At 64.0% G+C, this 15,653-nt stretch carries 14 protein-coding genes; 10 read left to right on the forward strand and 4 right to left on the reverse strand.

From position 1 onward, the window contains the following. Positions 1-71 precede the first annotated feature (71 nt). From BTO02_RS10390 to BTO02_RS10415, 6 genes are all read left to right on the forward strand, one after another. Positions 72-1,568, forward strand: a complete 1,497-nt coding sequence (locus BTO02_RS10390; RefSeq protein WP_075156966.1) for an NCS1 family nucleobase:cation symporter-1 — start codon at positions 72-74, stop codon at positions 1,566-1,568. 77 nt (positions 1,569-1,645) lie between these two features. Then, entirely contained in the window at positions 1,646-2,572 is a 927-nt protein-coding gene (locus BTO02_RS10395; RefSeq protein WP_083615063.1) for an aspartate/glutamate racemase family protein, read from the forward strand. A 181-nt stretch (positions 2,573-2,753) separates the two neighbouring features. Further along, positions 2,754-3,704 (forward strand): allantoinase PuuE, encoded by a 951-nt coding sequence (gene puuE, locus BTO02_RS10400; RefSeq protein ID WP_075156967.1) that lies wholly within the window; start codon positions 2,754-2,756, stop codon positions 3,702-3,704. Then, positions 3,701-4,222 carry a 2-oxo-4-hydroxy-4-carboxy-5-ureidoimidazoline decarboxylase gene (gene uraD, locus BTO02_RS10405; protein WP_075156968.1) on the forward strand — a complete coding sequence of 174 codons (522 nt, stop codon included), beginning with the start codon at positions 3,701-3,703 and terminating at the stop codon, positions 4,220-4,222. Before puuE ends, uraD begins: the two co-directional genes overlap by 4 nt. A 101-nt stretch (positions 4,223-4,323) precedes the next feature. Then, positions 4,324-5,334: an allantoicase gene (gene alc, locus BTO02_RS10410; RefSeq protein WP_075156969.1), complete on the forward strand. Its 1,011-nt coding sequence runs from the start codon at positions 4,324-4,326 to the stop codon at positions 5,332-5,334. Between the two features lie 62 nt (positions 5,335-5,396). After that, the gene (locus BTO02_RS10415; RefSeq protein WP_075158759.1) at positions 5,397-5,906 is read left to right on the forward strand and encodes an ureidoglycolate lyase; all 510 of its coding nucleotides are present in this window, start codon (positions 5,397-5,399) and stop codon (positions 5,904-5,906) included. Positions 5,907-6,074: 168 nt separating this feature from the next. Here BTO02_RS10415 and BTO02_RS10420 read toward each other — a convergent pair whose 3' ends face one another. Both BTO02_RS10420 and uraH read right to left on the reverse strand, forming a co-directional pair. Continuing rightward, positions 6,075-7,268 (reverse strand): urate hydroxylase PuuD, encoded by a 1,194-nt coding sequence (locus BTO02_RS10420; RefSeq protein ID WP_075156970.1) that lies wholly within the window; start codon positions 7,266-7,268, stop codon positions 6,075-6,077. A gap of 202 nt (positions 7,269-7,470) precedes the next feature. After that, entirely contained in the window at positions 7,471-7,824 is a 354-nt protein-coding gene (gene uraH, locus BTO02_RS10425; RefSeq protein ID WP_075156971.1) for a hydroxyisourate hydrolase, read from the reverse strand. 338 nt (positions 7,825-8,162) lie between these two features. Here uraH and BTO02_RS10430 point away from each other — a divergent pair, with 338 nt between their 5' ends. Further along, a complete protein-coding gene (locus BTO02_RS10430; protein ID WP_075156972.1) occupies positions 8,163-9,548 on the forward strand; it encodes an 8-oxoguanine deaminase in 1,386 nt (461 codons plus the stop codon). Between the two features lie 35 nt (positions 9,549-9,583). Here BTO02_RS10430 and BTO02_RS10435 read toward each other — a convergent pair whose 3' ends face one another. Next, complete coding sequence (locus tag BTO02_RS10435; protein ID WP_075156973.1) at positions 9,584-10,513, reverse strand: LysR substrate-binding domain-containing protein; 930 nt, start codon at positions 10,511-10,513, stop codon at positions 9,584-9,586. Positions 10,514-10,857: 344 nt separating this feature from the next. Further along, the gene (locus tag BTO02_RS10440) at positions 10,858-11,067 is read right to left on the reverse strand and encodes a dodecin (RefSeq protein ID WP_075156974.1); all 210 of its coding nucleotides are present in this window, start codon (positions 11,065-11,067) and stop codon (positions 10,858-10,860) included. Positions 11,068-11,277: 210 nt separating this feature from the next. Between BTO02_RS10440 and BTO02_RS10445 the strand changes: the two genes are divergently transcribed. From BTO02_RS10445 to BTO02_RS10455, 3 genes are all read left to right on the forward strand, one after another. Next, complete coding sequence (locus BTO02_RS10445) at positions 11,278-12,171, forward strand: NAD(P)-dependent oxidoreductase (RefSeq protein WP_075156975.1); 894 nt, start codon at positions 11,278-11,280, stop codon at positions 12,169-12,171. 163 nt (positions 12,172-12,334) lie between these two features. After that, entirely contained in the window at positions 12,335-13,927 is a 1,593-nt protein-coding gene (locus BTO02_RS10450; RefSeq protein WP_075156976.1) for an ABC-F family ATPase, read from the forward strand. Positions 13,928-14,173: 246 nt separating this feature from the next. Next, complete coding sequence (locus tag BTO02_RS10455; RefSeq protein WP_075156977.1) at positions 14,174-15,610, forward strand: aldehyde dehydrogenase family protein; 1,437 nt, start codon at positions 14,174-14,176, stop codon at positions 15,608-15,610. The last annotated feature ends 43 nt before the right edge of the window (positions 15,611-15,653 follow it).

Consider the following 15,653-nt stretch of genomic DNA (forward strand, 5'->3'; position numbering starts at 1 on the left):
CCAATCGGTTTTTTGCCCCAGGCTTTTGACCCGGGTTTTTGACCGATGGTCCCCATTCCTTGGAGGAGTTCATGGCTCAGTTCAGCGCATCCCCGGGCAACCCGGGCATTCCCGCATACGAAGACAGCAGCAGCGCCGGCACGCCAGCGGCCGATCCGATGCTGCCGGCCGGCTATAGCGAACGTCTGTACAACGAAGATCTCGCGCCGTTGCACAAGCAAACCTGGGGCGCGTACAACATCTTCGCGTTCTGGATGTCCGACGTGCATAGCGTCGGCGGTTACGTGTTCGCGGGGAGTCTCTTCGCGCTCGGATTGACGAGCTGGCAGGTGCTGATCGCGCTGCTCGTCGGCATTACGCTTGTCAATGTGCTGTGCAACCTGATTGCGAAGCCTAGCCAGCAGAATGGCGTGCCGTATCCGGTCGCGTGCCGCGCGACGTTCGGCGTGCTCGGCGCGAATGTGCCCGCCGTGATTCGCGGTTTGATCGCCGTGGCGTGGTATGGCATTCAGACGTTTCTCGCGTCGAGTGCGCTCGTGATCGTCGTGCTGAAGTTCTTCCCGCAGCTCACGCCGTATGCGGACGTTCATCATCACGGCTTCATGGGGCTCTCGGCGGTCGGTTGGGCCGGCTTCATGCTGCTGTGGGTGCTGCAGGCGCTCGTGTTCTGGAACGGCATGGAGACGATCAAGAAGTTCATCGACTTCGCGGGCCCAGCGGTCTATGTCGTGATGTTTATCCTCGCCGGTTATATGGTGTGGCGCGCGGGCTGGCAGAACATCGGCATCAACCTCGGCGGCGTGAAGTACCACGGCATGGAAGTGCTGCCGGTCATGATCACGGCGATCTCGCTCGTCGTGTCGTATTTCTCGGGGCCCATGCTGAACTTCGGCGACTTCTCGCGCTACGGCAAGACCTTTCGCAGCGTGAAGCGCGGCAATTTCTGGGGCTTGCCAGTCAATTTCCTCGCATTCTCGCTCGTGACCGTGATCACGACCGCCGCGACGCTGCCGGTGTTCGGTGAACTGATTACCGATCCCGTCGAAACGGTGGGCCGCATCGACTATCCGACCGCGGTCATTCTCGGTGCGCTGACGTTTACGATCGCCACGATCGGCATCAATATCGTCGCGAACTTCGTGTCGCCCGCATTCGACTTCTCGAATGTCGCGCCGCGTCTCATCAGCTGGCGCGCGGGCGGCATGCTGGCAGCGGTTGCCTCAATCTTCATCACGCCGTGGAATCTCTTCAACAACCCCGCGGTGATCCACTACACGCTCGATGTGCTCGGCAGCTTTATCGGACCGCTGTATGGCGTGCTGATCGTCGACTACTACCTCGTGAAGCGTCAGAAGATCGTGCTCGACGATCTGTACACGGTGTCGGAACAGGGCGCGTACTGGTATCGCAACGGCGTCAACTATCGTGCGGTCGCGGCGTTGCTGCCGGCGGCGCTGATCGCGGTGCTCTGCGTGATGGTGCCGGCGTTGAGCGGACTGGCGAATTTTTCGTGGTTCGTGGGCGCAGCACTGGGCGCGGTGTTCTACCGCATGATTGCGCACACATGAGCGCGCGCACCTAACCGCGCGCGTAACCGGAAACGCTGCCGTGCAAAGCGCCTGCACGAGCAGCAACAGGAGTCGACATGCGTATCAAACTGATCAACCCGAACACGACCCAGCGGATGACCGACGCAATGGGTCGTTGCGCACGCAACATCGTCGCGCCGGGCACCGAGGTGGTGGCGGTCAGCCCGACCATGGGTCCGCCTTCGATCGAGGGCTACTACGACGAGGCATTTGCGACGCCGGGCCTGCTTGCCGAAGTCGCGGCGGGCGAGCGCGAAGGGTTCGACGGCTACGTGATCGCCTGCTTCGGCGACCCGGGGCTGTATGCGGCGCGCGAAGTCGCGCGCGGCCCGGTGATCGGCATTGCCGAAGCGGCGATGCATGCGGCAAGCGTGCTCGCGCCAGGCTTTTCGGTCGTGACGACGCTGTCGCGCACCTGCGGCATGGCGTGGCATCTCGCCGAGCGCTATGGCATGAAGCGCTTTTGCCGCAACGTGCGCGCGACCGACGTCGCCGTGCTCGATCTCGATCAACCGGGCTCGGCTGCGCGCCGGCTCATCGTCGACGAATGCCGGCGCGCACTCGACGAAGACGGCTCGGACGCGATCGTGCTCGGCTGCGCGGGCATGGTCGACTTGTGCGCGCAGATCGAGGATGCGGTTGGCGCGCCGGTCGTCGAGGGCGTGACGGCCGCCGTCAAATGGGTCGAAGCGCTGGTTGCGCTGCGGCTTTCGACGGCCAAACGCGGCGATTATGCGCGGCCGCTCGCGAAGCGCTACGATGGCGCGCTCGCGCGCTTCAGCCCGACTGAAGGCGATTTGCGCGATGCCGGAACGCGGGTAAACGCGGGGGCTTCGGCGTCTGCGCCGGGAGCGTCCACGAGCACAACGACGGGCACAACGACGGGCACAACGACGGGCACGACGACGGGCACGACGACGGGCACGACGACAGGCGACAAAGCGATCCCCGCACACGACGATGCCGCGCCGCACATACACTGAGTCTGACCCGCACTATGGGTCCGCGTGTATGCGCGCACCGCGGCGTTTTCGCTACACTGGCTCGACGTGCCGCGCCGCATGCGAGCATATGCAGCGTATCTGCGCGCATGTGAGTCCATGACATCGGCCTGCATCGCGCCGCACCGCGTGCTCATCACCAACTGCTGCTTTCCGTCAAATCATGTCACTCGATCCGAACTATCCACGCGACCTGATCGGCTACGGCCGTCATCCGGTGCAGGCGAACTGGCCCGGGCGCGCCCGCGTCGCCGTGCAATTTGTGCTCAATTACGAAGAGGGCGGCGAGAACTGCGTCCTGCACGGCGATGCCGGATCGGAGCAGTTCCTGTCGGAAATCGTCGGCGCCGCGTCGTTTCCGGCGCGCCATATGAGCATGGAGTCGATCTACGAATACGGTTCGCGCGCGGGCGTGTGGCGCATTCTGCGAGAGTTCGAAAAGCGCGGCCTGCCGCTGACCATATTCGGCGTCGGCATGGCGATCGAGCGCAATCCGGAAGCGGCGCGCGCATTCGTCGAGCTCGGGCATGAAATCGCGTGCCACGGGTATCGCTGGATTCACTATCAGGACTTCACGCCCGAGCGCGAAGCCGAACATATGCGTCTTGGCATGGCGGCGATCGAGCGCGTGACCGGCGAGCGGCCGCTCGGCTGGTACACGGGCCGGGACAGTCCGAACACGCATCGGCTCGTCGCCGAATATGGCGGCTTTCTATACGACTCCGATTACTACGGCGACGATCTGCCGTTCTGGATGGACGTCGACGTAACCGGCGGCGCCAAGGTGCCGCAACTGATCGTCCCGTATACGCTCGACACGAACGACATGCGGTTTGCGACGCCGCAGGGATACAACACCGCCGACCATTTCTTCACGTATCTGCGCGACGCCTTCGACGTGCTTTACGAAGAAGGCGACGAAGCGCCGAAGATGATGTCGATCGGCATGCATTGCCGGCTGCTCGGACGACCGGGCCGGTTTCGCGCGCTGCAGCGCTTTCTCGACCATATCGAACAGCACGACCGTGTGTGGGTCACGCGTCGTATCGACATCGCGCGTCACTGGCGCGAACATCATCCGTATCGGCAACCGGAGCGCGGGGCGACCGCATGAAAGCGATGCATTACACGCTCGATCAACTGAACCGCGTTTCGGACGATGCATTCGTTGCCGCGCTGTCGGGCATCTTCGAACATTCGCCGTGGGTGGCGCAAGCCGCCGCCGGCATGCGCCCGTTCGCGAGCATCGACGAACTGCATCGCGAGATGTCGCGCATCGTCGACACAGCCGGCGAGGCGCGGCAACTCGCACTGATCAATGCGCACCCTGAACTGGCGGGCAAGGCGGCGGTGCGGGGCGAACTGACCGCCGAATCGACGCGCGAGCAAAGCGGCGCGGGTCTCGACCAATGCACGCAGGAAGAGTTCGACCACTTGCTGCAGCTGAACGCGGCGTACCGCGAAAAGTTCGGATTCCCGTTCATTCTCGCCGTGCGCGGCTACGACCGGCACGGCATCATCGCGAACTTCGAAGCGCGCGTGAACAACAGTCGCGCGGATGAGCTGCGCGCGAGCCTCGACCAGATCTACCGGATTGCGCGTTTCAGACTCGACGACCTGCTCGGCGTTTGAAGACATCCACCCGTCCGCGCACCCGAACACACACACAAACACGCACCCACGAAGCACGCGTACAGGCCGTACGCATCATCAGATATCAAAGGAAGACGACGATGGCACTCCCGATTCTCGATCCCAACGCACCGGACTTCACGCGCCGCTATGTGAATCTGGCGGACCCGCGGCTCGGTGCGCAGGCGCTCGAAGCAAGCGACGAATTTTTCGCGCCGAAGGACCGGATGCTGAATCCGGAGCCCGCCGTGTTCATTCCCGGCAAATACGACGAACACGGCAAATGGATGGACGGCTGGGAAACGCGGCGCAAGCGCACGGCCGGCTACGACTGGTGCATCGTGAAGCTGGCGCGGCCCGGCGCGATCAAGGGGCTCGACCTCGATACGAGCCATTTCACCGGTAATTTCCCGCCTGCGGCATCGGTGGAAGCGGCGCGCGTGGTCGACGGCACGCCGAACGAGGCGACGCAATGGACGCCAATCGTTCCGTCGACGACGCTGCAAGGCAACTCGCATCACTATCTCGATGTAACCGACACGAACGCGTACACGCACGTGCGCGTGAACATCTATCCGGACGGCGGCATCGCGCGCCTGCGTATCTATGGACAGCCGCAAGTCGACTGGGCGGGCGCGAGCCGGTCCGAGCTGTTCGATCTGGCCGCGATGGAAAACGGCGCGTATCTGGTCGGTGCGAACAACCAGCACTTCGGCGCCGCGTCGACGATTCTGATGCCGGGCCGCGGCGTCAATATGGGCGACGGCTGGGAAACGCGGCGCCGCCGCGAGCCCGGCAACGACTGGGCGATCGTCGCGCTCGCACAGCCGGGCGTGATTCGCAAGGTCGAAGTGGATACGGCGCACTTCAAGGGCAACTATCCCGACCGCTGTTCGATTCAGGCCGCGTACGTGACTGGCGGCACCGACAGTTCGCTCGTCACGCAGGCGATGTTCTGGCCCGTGCTGCTCGGCGAGCAGAAGCTGCAGATGGACAAGCAGCACTTTTTCGAAAGCGAGCTGGAAGCGCTCGGCCCCATTACGCATGTGCGCTTCAACATCATTCCGGACGGCGGCGTATCGCGTCTGCGCCTGTGGGGCACGCTCGCGTGATGCGCGAGCAGGTCGACGCAATGATGGATACGATGCTGGATGCGATTCAGGATAGGTATGCAATGAAAACACTGCCCATCGAACCGCTGACGCGCGAGGTCTTCGCGCCGTTCGGCGATGTCATCGAACTCGAAGGAGCGAGAGAGATTCCGATCAATCTCGGCACGACGATCCGCTATCACGATCTCGCGAAGGTGGACGTGAACGACGCCGGCGGCCGTACGCTCGTCAATCTGTTTCGCGGACAGCCGCGCACGCTGCCGTTCGAAGTAAAGATGCTCGAGCGGCATCCGCTTGGCAGCCAGGCGTTTATTCCGTTCGACGAAAAGCCGTATCTGATCGTGGTGGCGCCGGCCGGCGCGCTCGATCCGCAGGCCATTCGCGCATTCGTCACGAGCGGATGGCAGGGCGTGAATTACGCGAAGGGCGTGTGGCACCATCCACTGATCGCGCTGGGCGAAGTGAGCGACTTTATCGTCGTCGATCGCGGCGGCGAGGGGTGCAATCTGAATGAGCAGGATCTGGCCGAATCGTTGTGGCTGACCGACGATGCGTTAAGCGTCGTGAGTTAGCGATGTTGCCGCGCGGCCGCGTGAATACGGGCCGCCTGTTCTTGTTCTTCTGAACCCAGGCACAAAAAAATAGCGGTCTTGAGCTCACGCCCAAGACCGCTATTTCGCAATCGATGCTGCAATCGCGAAGCGCAAGCCGCGGCCCACGCTCGCGTTCCCGCGCCGCAACTACTGCGATGCTCCTCCCTGAAACCACGCCGCCAGCTTCTGCCGCTCGTCATCGGTCATATGCGTGACATTGCCCAGCGGCATTGCCTTCAACGTGACCGCCTGCTGATAGATCCGTTGCGCGTTCTGCGAGATCTCGGCCGGCGTGTCGAACATCACGCCGGCGGGCGCGCTGCCCATCAGCGTCGGATGCGCGGAGTGACACGCGGCACAGCGTTGCTGCAGGATCGGTGCGATATCGGCCACGACGATCTTCGGCGCATTGGCCGCTTCGGCCTGCGGCACGACGGGTTTGGGCATCGTCCAGACGAGCGCCGCCACCATCAGCGCGACGCCGCCAAGCGGCAGATACCAGAGCACCTGGCCACGATGGCGCATCACGAAGAACTGCCGGATCAGCGCGCCGGCCGCCATGATGACCGCGAGCACGGCCCAGTTGTATGGATGCGTGTAGGTCATCGCGTAGTGATTCGACAGCATCGCGAACACCACGGGCAGCGTGAAATACGTGTTGTGCACCGAGCGCTGCTTGCCGCGCTTGCCGTAGATCGGGTTCGGCGTATCGCCCTTGAGCATCGCGTCGACCATCTTGCGCTGGCCCGGAATGATCACGAAGAACACGTTTGCCGACATGATCGTCGCGAGCGTCGCGCCCATGATCAGATACGCGGCGCGGCCCGCGAAGATATGGCACGCAAGCCACGCGCCGATGAGCACGACGAGCGCCACGCAGATGCCGAGCAGGCGATCGTTCTTGCCGAGCAGCCGGCACAGCGAGTCGTAGATGATCCAGCCGCCCGCGAGAAACCCGAGCGCCGAGAAAATTGCGACCACCGGCCCCATATCGAGCACATTGCGGTCGATCAGATACGTGTTCGGCGCCAACAGATAGAGCACCGTGAAGAGCCCGAAACCGGAGAGCCAGGTCGTATACGACGGCCACTTCGACCAGTGCAGGTCGTCGGGCATTTCGGGCGGCGCGACCGTGTATTTCTGCATGTTGTAAAAGCCGCCGCCGTGTACGTGCCACAGTTCGCCGAACACACCGCGGCGCCGCTGGTTCGGGTCCTGCGGCGGCTTCAGGCTGTTGTCGAGGGCGACGAAATAGAACGATTCGCCGATCCACGCGATGGCCGCGATCACATGGAACCAGCGGATCGCGAGGTTCAGCCAGTCGGTGATAAAGCCTTCCATGAAACTCCTCCACTTCCTGTTCGTCGTGGGCGCGGTGCTCGAAGCATACGGGTGCGAGCGAAGACCCGGTTGAAGCACTGCGCTGCTGCGAGAGAATCGCGCTACGCGGCATAGGCTGCATCGGATGCGTCGAGCAGCGCGCGCGATGTTGTTTTCGGTTTTCGACAGGCAGATTGCCGCTCGACTGCCAATCAGGCGCAACTCAGCTGCCGCGGTACGTGCTATACGACCACGGCGAAACGAGCAGCGGCACATGGTAATGCGCATCGGCATCCGAGACGCCGAAGCGCAGTACGACGCGGTCGACGAAGCGCGGCTGCGGCAACGGCGCGCCGGTCGCCGCGAAATAGTCGCCCGCGTGAAACACGAGCTCGTATTCGCCTGCGACGAACGCGCTGCCTTCGAGCAGCGGCTCGTTGCAGCGGCCGTCGCGATTGGTGGTGGTGGCTTTGAGCGCGCGGCGCGTATCGCCCGCCAGCGCGAAGAGTTCGACCTTGATGCCGGCCCCGGGACGGCCGTTCGCGGTGTCGAGCACGTGGGTAGTGAGCTTGCCCATTCGCGATTTTCCTTATGTCAATGCGAGGTTCCGGCAGCGGCCCGATCCGGTTCCCATGCGGCGGATCGAGGCTCCACGTCAGTGGCTACATACCCGTCGGCGGATTCAAGCGAGCGCCGTGACAAGCATTGTAGAAACATTGGCGACGTCCGCGCGTGAGCGATAGGAAAGATAATGGCTGACGCATAAGGGGCACACACGCGTGCGCGCCGCTTCCAAGGCCGCTTCCAGGCGGCATCCGCCCACTATATCGCCGCCACGAATCCCACTATCGCTGCGCAGCGCATTGCCAACACGATTTTGACCGCCGAAGGTAGCGCCGATCAAGGAGGAAACGAATGACTGAGACGCAGCGCAACACCCACGGCAAGACGATGCTGGTCAAGCACGCAGCCGTACTGGTCACGATGGACGACGCGCGGCGCGAGCTGCGCGACGCCGGCCTCTATATCGAAGACGGCCGGATCGTCGCGGTCGGCGCGACGGCCGATCTGCCGCAGACGGCCGACGACGTGCTCGACCTGCGCGGCCACCTCGTGATACCGGGGCTCGTCAACACGCATCACCATATGTACCAGAGCCTCACGCGCGCCTTGCCCGCCGCGCAGAATGCCGAGCTGTTCGGCTGGCTGACGAGCCTCTACGAGGTGTGGGCGCATCTGACGCCCGAGATGATCGAGGTGTCGACGCTGACCGCGATGGCGGAGCTGCTGCTGTCGGGCTGCACGACGTCGAGCGATCATCTGTATGTGTTTCCGAACGGCTGCCGGCTCGACGACAGCATCGAAGCCGCGCGTCGCATCGGCATGCGTTTTCATGCAAGCCGCGGCAGCATGAGCGTCGGCAGGCGCGATGGCGGCTTGCCGCCCGACGAAGTCGTCGAAGGCGAAGCGCAGATCCTCGCAGACACCCAGCGCGTGATCGAGACATATCACGACGCCGGCCGCTACGCGATGCTGCGTATCGCCGTCGCGCCGTGTTCGCCGTTTTCGGTGAGCCGCGACCTGATGCGTGAATCGGCGACGCTCGCGCGTCACTACGGCGTGTCGCTGCACACGCATCTGGCCGAGAACGTCAACGACGTCGCCTACAGCCGCGAGAAGTTCGGCATGACGCCGGCCCAGTACGCGCAAGAGCTCGGCTGGGTCGGTCGCGACGTGTGGCATGCGCATTGTGTGCAGCTCGACGACGCCGGCATCGAACTCTTTGCGCGCACGGGCACCGGCGTCGCGCACTGCCCGTGCTCGAACATGCGGCTTGCCTCGGGCATCGCGCCGGTCAAACGGATGCGGCTCGCGGGCGTGCCGGTCGGGCTCGGCGTCGATGGCTCGGCGTCGAACGACGGCGCGCAGATGGTGGCCGAAGTGCGGCAGGCGCTGCTGTTGCAGCGCGTCGGTTTCGGCCCCGACGCGATGACCGCACGCGAGGCGCTCGAAATCGCGACGCTGGGCGGTGCGACGGTGTTGGGCCGCGACGACATCGGCGCGCTTGCGCCGGGCATGGCGGCCGACTTCGTGTCGTTCGATCTGCGCCAGCCGCTGTTTGCGGGCGCGCTGGCGGACCCGGTCGCGGCGCTCGTGTTCTGCGCGCCGTCGCAGGTCGCGCATAGCGTGATAGGCGGCCGGCAGATCGTGAAGGACGGCGTGCTGACCACCGTCGAACTCGGACCGGTGATCGAGCGGCATAACCGCCTCGCGCAGCAACTGTACGACGCGGCGCGATAGCCCGCGGCGCCCGCCGCCCCAAGCCGGACGCCGCGTTATTTATCGACGAGCGTGCGCGTCGCCTCGGCCACGAGCCCGCGCAGCCAGCGCACTTCGTCGGAGTAATGCACGCGCTCGTGCCACAGCTGGTAGTACTGCATCGGCGGGAAATCGAGCGGCGCGGGCATCACCGTCAACGGCAGGAACTTCGCGTAGTAGTCGGCGAACAGACGCGTCGTCGTGAAGATCAGATCGGACTTGATCAGCACATACGGCGCGAGATTGAAGTAAGGCAGCGTGACGACGACATGGCGCTTCAGCCGTTCGCGCGCGAGATGCACATCGATCGCGCCGCGCTGGCCGACCGAATACGGCGTCGGCGCGAGGTGCGGCGCGTTCAGATACTGGTCGAGCGTGATCGAACCGCGCTTCGCGAACGGATGCGAATTGCTCATCAGGCACACGATCTGATCGACGAACAGATTCGACAGATGCAACTGTTCGGGCGGCTCGGGCCAGTTGCCGACGACGGTGTCGAGCTTGCCGTCTTCGAGCGCGAGCTCGTAGTCGAAGGCAGGGCCGAGCGAATGAAATTCGAGCTGCGCGTTCGGCGCCGCCTGCCGGAACCGCTCGACCACGGTCGGCACGAACAGCACGTTCAGGTAGTCGGGACAGCCGATCCGATAACAGCGGATCGACGTTGCAGGGTCGAAACTTTGCTGCTGGAACCTGATGCGCTCGATTTCGCGCAGCGCGTTCTGCGTCGGTTCGAGCAGGCGCAGCCCGTATTCGGTCGGCACCATGCCCGACTTGCCGCGCACCAGCAGCGGATCGCCCGTGATGTCGCGCAAACGGCGCAATGCCGCGCTGATGGCCGGCTGCGACTGGTTGAGCTTGACGGCCGCACGCGTGACGCTGCGTTCCATCAGTAGCGTATGCAATACGCGCAGGAGGTACGTGTCGATCGCCTCGCGTTGCTGACTCATGACTTCTCCGGAATATATGCCAAGGCTGATCGATGTGGTGCTGGGGTATATGATTTTTAATATAATTGATGCAGACCGTCAAGGCAGTGCTTTCCCGCAGCGCGAAAGGCGTGGCGCTCAGAGCGTTGGACGGGCGGGCGGCGCCGCGTTTTAAACGCAATCAGAAGAGTGTTTGCGCGGAAGGGCGAAGTTGGGAAACGCGGTGGGAGCGGCGGCGAGCGTGAAACGATCAAACAATTCGCGCGAATCCGCGAATTCGTCCGGCAAAAATTTGCCGAAACTGCGCCCGGGGGGCCGGACGCAGCCGTTCAGCCATGCACAGGGATGAGGGCAGCGTCGATGCGTCAGTCTTCGAGCCGCAGACCGACCTTCAGCGTGACCTGCCAGTGCGCGATCTGACCGTTGTCGATATGTCCGCGCGTCTCGGTCACCTGAAACCAGCACAGATTGCGCAAAGTTTTCGAGGCCTTGTCGATTGCGCAGCGAATCGCGTCGTCGCTCGATTTCGGCGAAGAGCCGGTGATTTCGATGGTCTTGTAGACGTGCTCGCTCATGATGATCCTCCGGGTTGGGTCGAAAAAAGTATAGATAACGCGCTTCACGCGCACGCTCCGGGTTTGCACGCAGTCGACGTGCCCGGGCGCACATCGATGCGCCACGCGCGGCACGATGTGCGCCGCGCCGTCACGTACGCCGGTGCGCGGCGCTATGATGGGCGCCGGGTAACGTTCGCAACATGATCCGATCGAAGAGGAACCGAAATAATGGAAGTGGGTTTTTGCGGCCCGGGCTTGATGGGCGCCCCGATGATTCGCCATCTGCTGCGCGCGGGGCATACGGTTCACGTCTGGAACCGCACGCGCGACAAGGCGCAAGCGCTCGCGAAGGACGGCGCGCAGATCGCGTCGACGCCGGGCGTGCTGGCCGATCGAAGCGAGCTGATTTTCCTCTGCGTATCGGATGCGGCGGCCGTCGAGCAGGTCGTGTTCGATCCGCAGCACGGCATCGTGACAGCCGCGCAAAAGTCTGCCGGCGGTGCGCCGGTGCGCCGCATCGTCGACCATTCGAGCATCGCGCCGTCGGCGACGCGCAGTTTCGCGCAACGGGCCGCCGCGGCCGGCATCGGCTGGGTCGACGCGCCGGTGTCGGGCGGTGTGGCCGGCGCGAACGCCGGCACGCTTGCCGTGATGGCGGGCGGCGCCGCGGCCGATGTCGAAGCGGCGACGCCGGCAATCCGCGCCTACGCGGCGCGCGTTACGCATATGGGCGACGCGGGCGCGGGCCAGACCGCGAAGCTCTGCAATCAGTCGATCGTCACGGCGACGGTCGCCGCGATCGCCGAAGCGGTGAGCCTCGCGCAGCGCAGCGGCATCGACGCCGCGCGTCTGACCGAAGCGCTCGCGGGCGGCTGGGCGGACTCGGTGCTGCTGCAAACCTTCGTGCCGCGCATGACGGCGAGCGGCGACGCACCGATCGGCGCCATGCGCACGTTCCAGAAGGACGTCGATACGATCGCCGCGACCGCCTACGAAACGGGCACGCCGATGCCGGTCGCAGGCACCGTGCAGCAGGTGTTGCGGCTGGCGGCGGCGATGGGTCTTGCCGATGCCGATTTCTCCGCTTTCGTCGACGTGCTGCAACCGGGCAAGCGCCGTTGAAAACGGCGTGAAAGTGTCTCAGCATGGGCTTGACCGCGCGCACGAACGCGCGCGTTTGCGGTTCCCGGAGCAGGTGTCGGGCGGCCCGAGGGACGCGATATGCTGCTAAAATGTTCGGTTTTTCAGCGATCCAGGTCGGATCACTATCTCAAAGGTACGCGCCGTGCTGTCTACTGCCAATATCACGATGCAATTCGGGCCGAAGCCTCTCTTCGAAAACATCTCGGTCAAGTTCGGGGAAGGGAACCGCTACGGGCTGATCGGGGCGAACGGCTGCGGCAAGTCGACGTTCATGAAAATTCTCGGCGGCGACCTCGAGCCCACGTCGGGCAACGTCATGCTGGAACCGAACATCCGTCTCGGCAAGCTGCGCCAGGACCAGTTCGCCTATGAAGACGTGCGCGTGCTCGACGTCGTGATGATGGGCCACACCGAAATGTGGGCCGCGATGACCGAGCGCGACGCGATCTATGCGAACCCCGAAGCGACCGACGACGACTACATGCACGCCGCCGAACTCGAAGCGAAGTTCGCCGAATACGACGGCTATACGGCCGAGGCGCGTGCGGGCGAATTGCTGCTCGGCATCGGCATCGCGCTCGATCTGCATAGCGGCACGATGAGCAATGTCGCGCCGGGCTGGAAACTGCGCGTGCTGCTCGCGCAGGCGCTGTTCTCGAAGCCGGACGTGCTGCTGCTCGACGAGCCGACCAACAACCTCGATATCAACTCGATTCGCTGGCTCGAAGACGTGTTGAACGAGTACAACTCGACGATGATCATCATCTCGCACGATCGTCACTTCCTGAACCAGGTCTGCACGCATATGGCGGACATGGACTACGGCACGCTGAAGGTCTACCCGGGCAACTACGACGACTACATGCTCGCGAGCACGCAGGCGCGCGAGCGTCAGCAGGCCGCGAACGCGAAGGCGAAGGAGCGCATTGCCGACTTGCAGGACTTCGTGCGGCGCTTCTCGGCGAACAAGTCGAAGGCGCGCCAGGCGACGAGCCGCCTCAAGCAGATCGACAAGATCAAGATCGAGGAATTCAAGCCGTCGTCGCGGCAGAATCCGTTTATCCGCTTCGAGTACGAGAAGAAACTGCACAACATCGCCGTGGTCGGCGAGGAGATGACGAAGAAGTATGACCGCACGATCTTCAGCAATTTCAGCATCAGCGTGCAGCCGGGCGAGCGCATTGCGATCATCGGCGAGAACGGCGCCGGCAAGACCACGCTGCTGCGTTCGCTGCTCGGCAGTCTGCCGCTCGAACACGGCTCGGTGAAGTGGGCGGAAAACGCGAACATCGGCTATATGCCGCAAGATACCTACGAAGAATTTCCGAACGACGTCACGCTGATGGACTGGATCGACCAGTACCGCAAGGAAGGCGACGACGAACAGTCGGTACGCGGCACGCTCGGCCGCCTGCTGTTCAACGCGGACGATATCCGCAAGTCGGTCAAGGTGCTGTCGGGCGGCGAGAAGGGTCGCATGATCTGGGGCAAGCTGATGCTTGGCCGCCACAATGTGCTGCTGATGGACGAGCCGACGAACCATATGGACATGGAGTCGATCGAGTCGCTGCAGATCGCGCTCGACAAGTACGACGGCACGCTGATCTTCGTGTCGCACGACCGCGAATTCGTGAGCGGGCTCGCGAACCGCATCATCGAAGTGAAAACCGACGGCACGTTGAACGACTTCGGCGGCAACTACGAGGATTTTCTCGCGGGGCAGGGCGTGCAATAACGGTTCATCGGCACCGCTACGGGCACGATTGGGCGCCCGTAGCGTTTGCAGCACGTTTGCAGCGCGATTTGCAGCGCGATTTGCAGCACGCGTTCCATCTCAGGCCGTACACAATGGGCCCGCTTATCGTAAAGCGGGCCTTTGTTTTGCTCGCTCTCGCGTGAATGCGGGGCGCGGAGTCGATGCGCCGCGCGAGTAAAATGTTCTGACTCCACGCGCCGCATCCGAGACAAGGAACGCACCGACATGAAGACCTACGATCAGTTCTACATCGACGGCAAATGGCTGAGCCCGTGCGGCACCGGCACGATCGACGTGATCGACTCCGGCACTGAAGCGGTGATGGGCCGCATTCCCGAAGGCATCGAAGCGGACGCGGAAGCCGCGATTGCCGCGGCGCGCGCCGCCTTCGACGCCTGGGCCGCGACGTTGCCGCAACAGCGCGGCGCGTACCTGCAAAAAATCGCCGACAACCTCAAGGCCCGCACCGACGAACTCGCGCAATTGATCTGCGGCGAAGTCGGCATGCCGATCAAGCTGTCGCGCGCGATTCAGGTCGGCGGCGCCGTACAGAACTGGTACGCGTACGCCAAGCTCGCGGGCGAATTCGCGTTTGAAGAGAAGGTCGGCCATTCGCTCGTCGTGCGCGAACCGGTCGGCGTCGTCGCGGCGATCACGCCGTGGAACTATCCGCTGAACCAGATCACGCTGAAGGTTGCGGCGGCGCTCGCGGCCGGCTGCACGGTCGTGCTGAAGCCGTCGGAGATCGCGCCGCTCAATGCGTTCGTGCTCGCCGAGGCGATTCATGAAGCGGGCTTGCCGGCCGGCGTTTTCAACCTTGTCTGCGGCTATGGGCCGGTGGTCGGCGAAGTGCTCGCGTCGCATCCGTCGGTCGATATGGTGTCGTTCACGGGCTCGACGCGCGCGGGCAAGCGCGTGTCCGAGCTTGCCGCGGCGACCGTCAAGCGCGTCGCGCTCGAACTGGGCGGCAAATCCGCCTCGGTGATTCTCGACGACGCGGACCTGCCGGCCGCCGTGAAGGCGACCGTCGGCGCATGCTTTCTGAACTCGGGGCAGACCTGCTCCGCGCATACGCGCATGCTCGTGCCCGAAAGCCGCTACGACGAAGTGCGCGCGCTCGCGAAAAGCGCGGCCGAAAGCTACGTACCCGGCGACCCGCGCCACGACAGAACGCGCCTCGGTCCGCTCGCATCGGCCGCGCAGCAACAACGCGTGCAGCAGTACATCGCGCGCGGCATCGAAGAGGGCGCGGACCTCGTGACCGGCGGTCCCGGCATGCCGGACGGCATACAGCAAGGCTTCTTCGCGAAACCGACCGTGTTCGGCCGCGTGCATCCGAAGGCGACGATCGCGCAGGAGGAAATCTTCGGCCCCGTGCTGACGATTCTCACATTCAAGGACGAAGACGAAGCCGTCCGCATCGCGAACGATTCGGTCTATGGTCTCGCCGGCGCCGTATGGGCGGGCAGCGACGAACGCGCGCTCGGCATCGCGCGCCGGATGCGCACGGGGCAGGTCAATATCAACGGCGGCGCGTGGAATGCGGCCGCGCCGTTCGGCGGCTACAAGCAGTCGGGCTATGGCCGTGAGAACGGCACGTATGGCCTCGACGAATATCTCGAGTACAAGGCGATGCAATTCGCCGTCAACAAGACGACGTAACGCGCCGCACACGCGTTCGATGCGGCGTTCAGCCGCATCTGCG

The organism is Paraburkholderia sp. SOS3 (assembly GCF_001922345.1).
Taxonomy (GTDB): Bacteria; Pseudomonadota; Gammaproteobacteria; order Burkholderiales; family Burkholderiaceae; genus Paraburkholderia.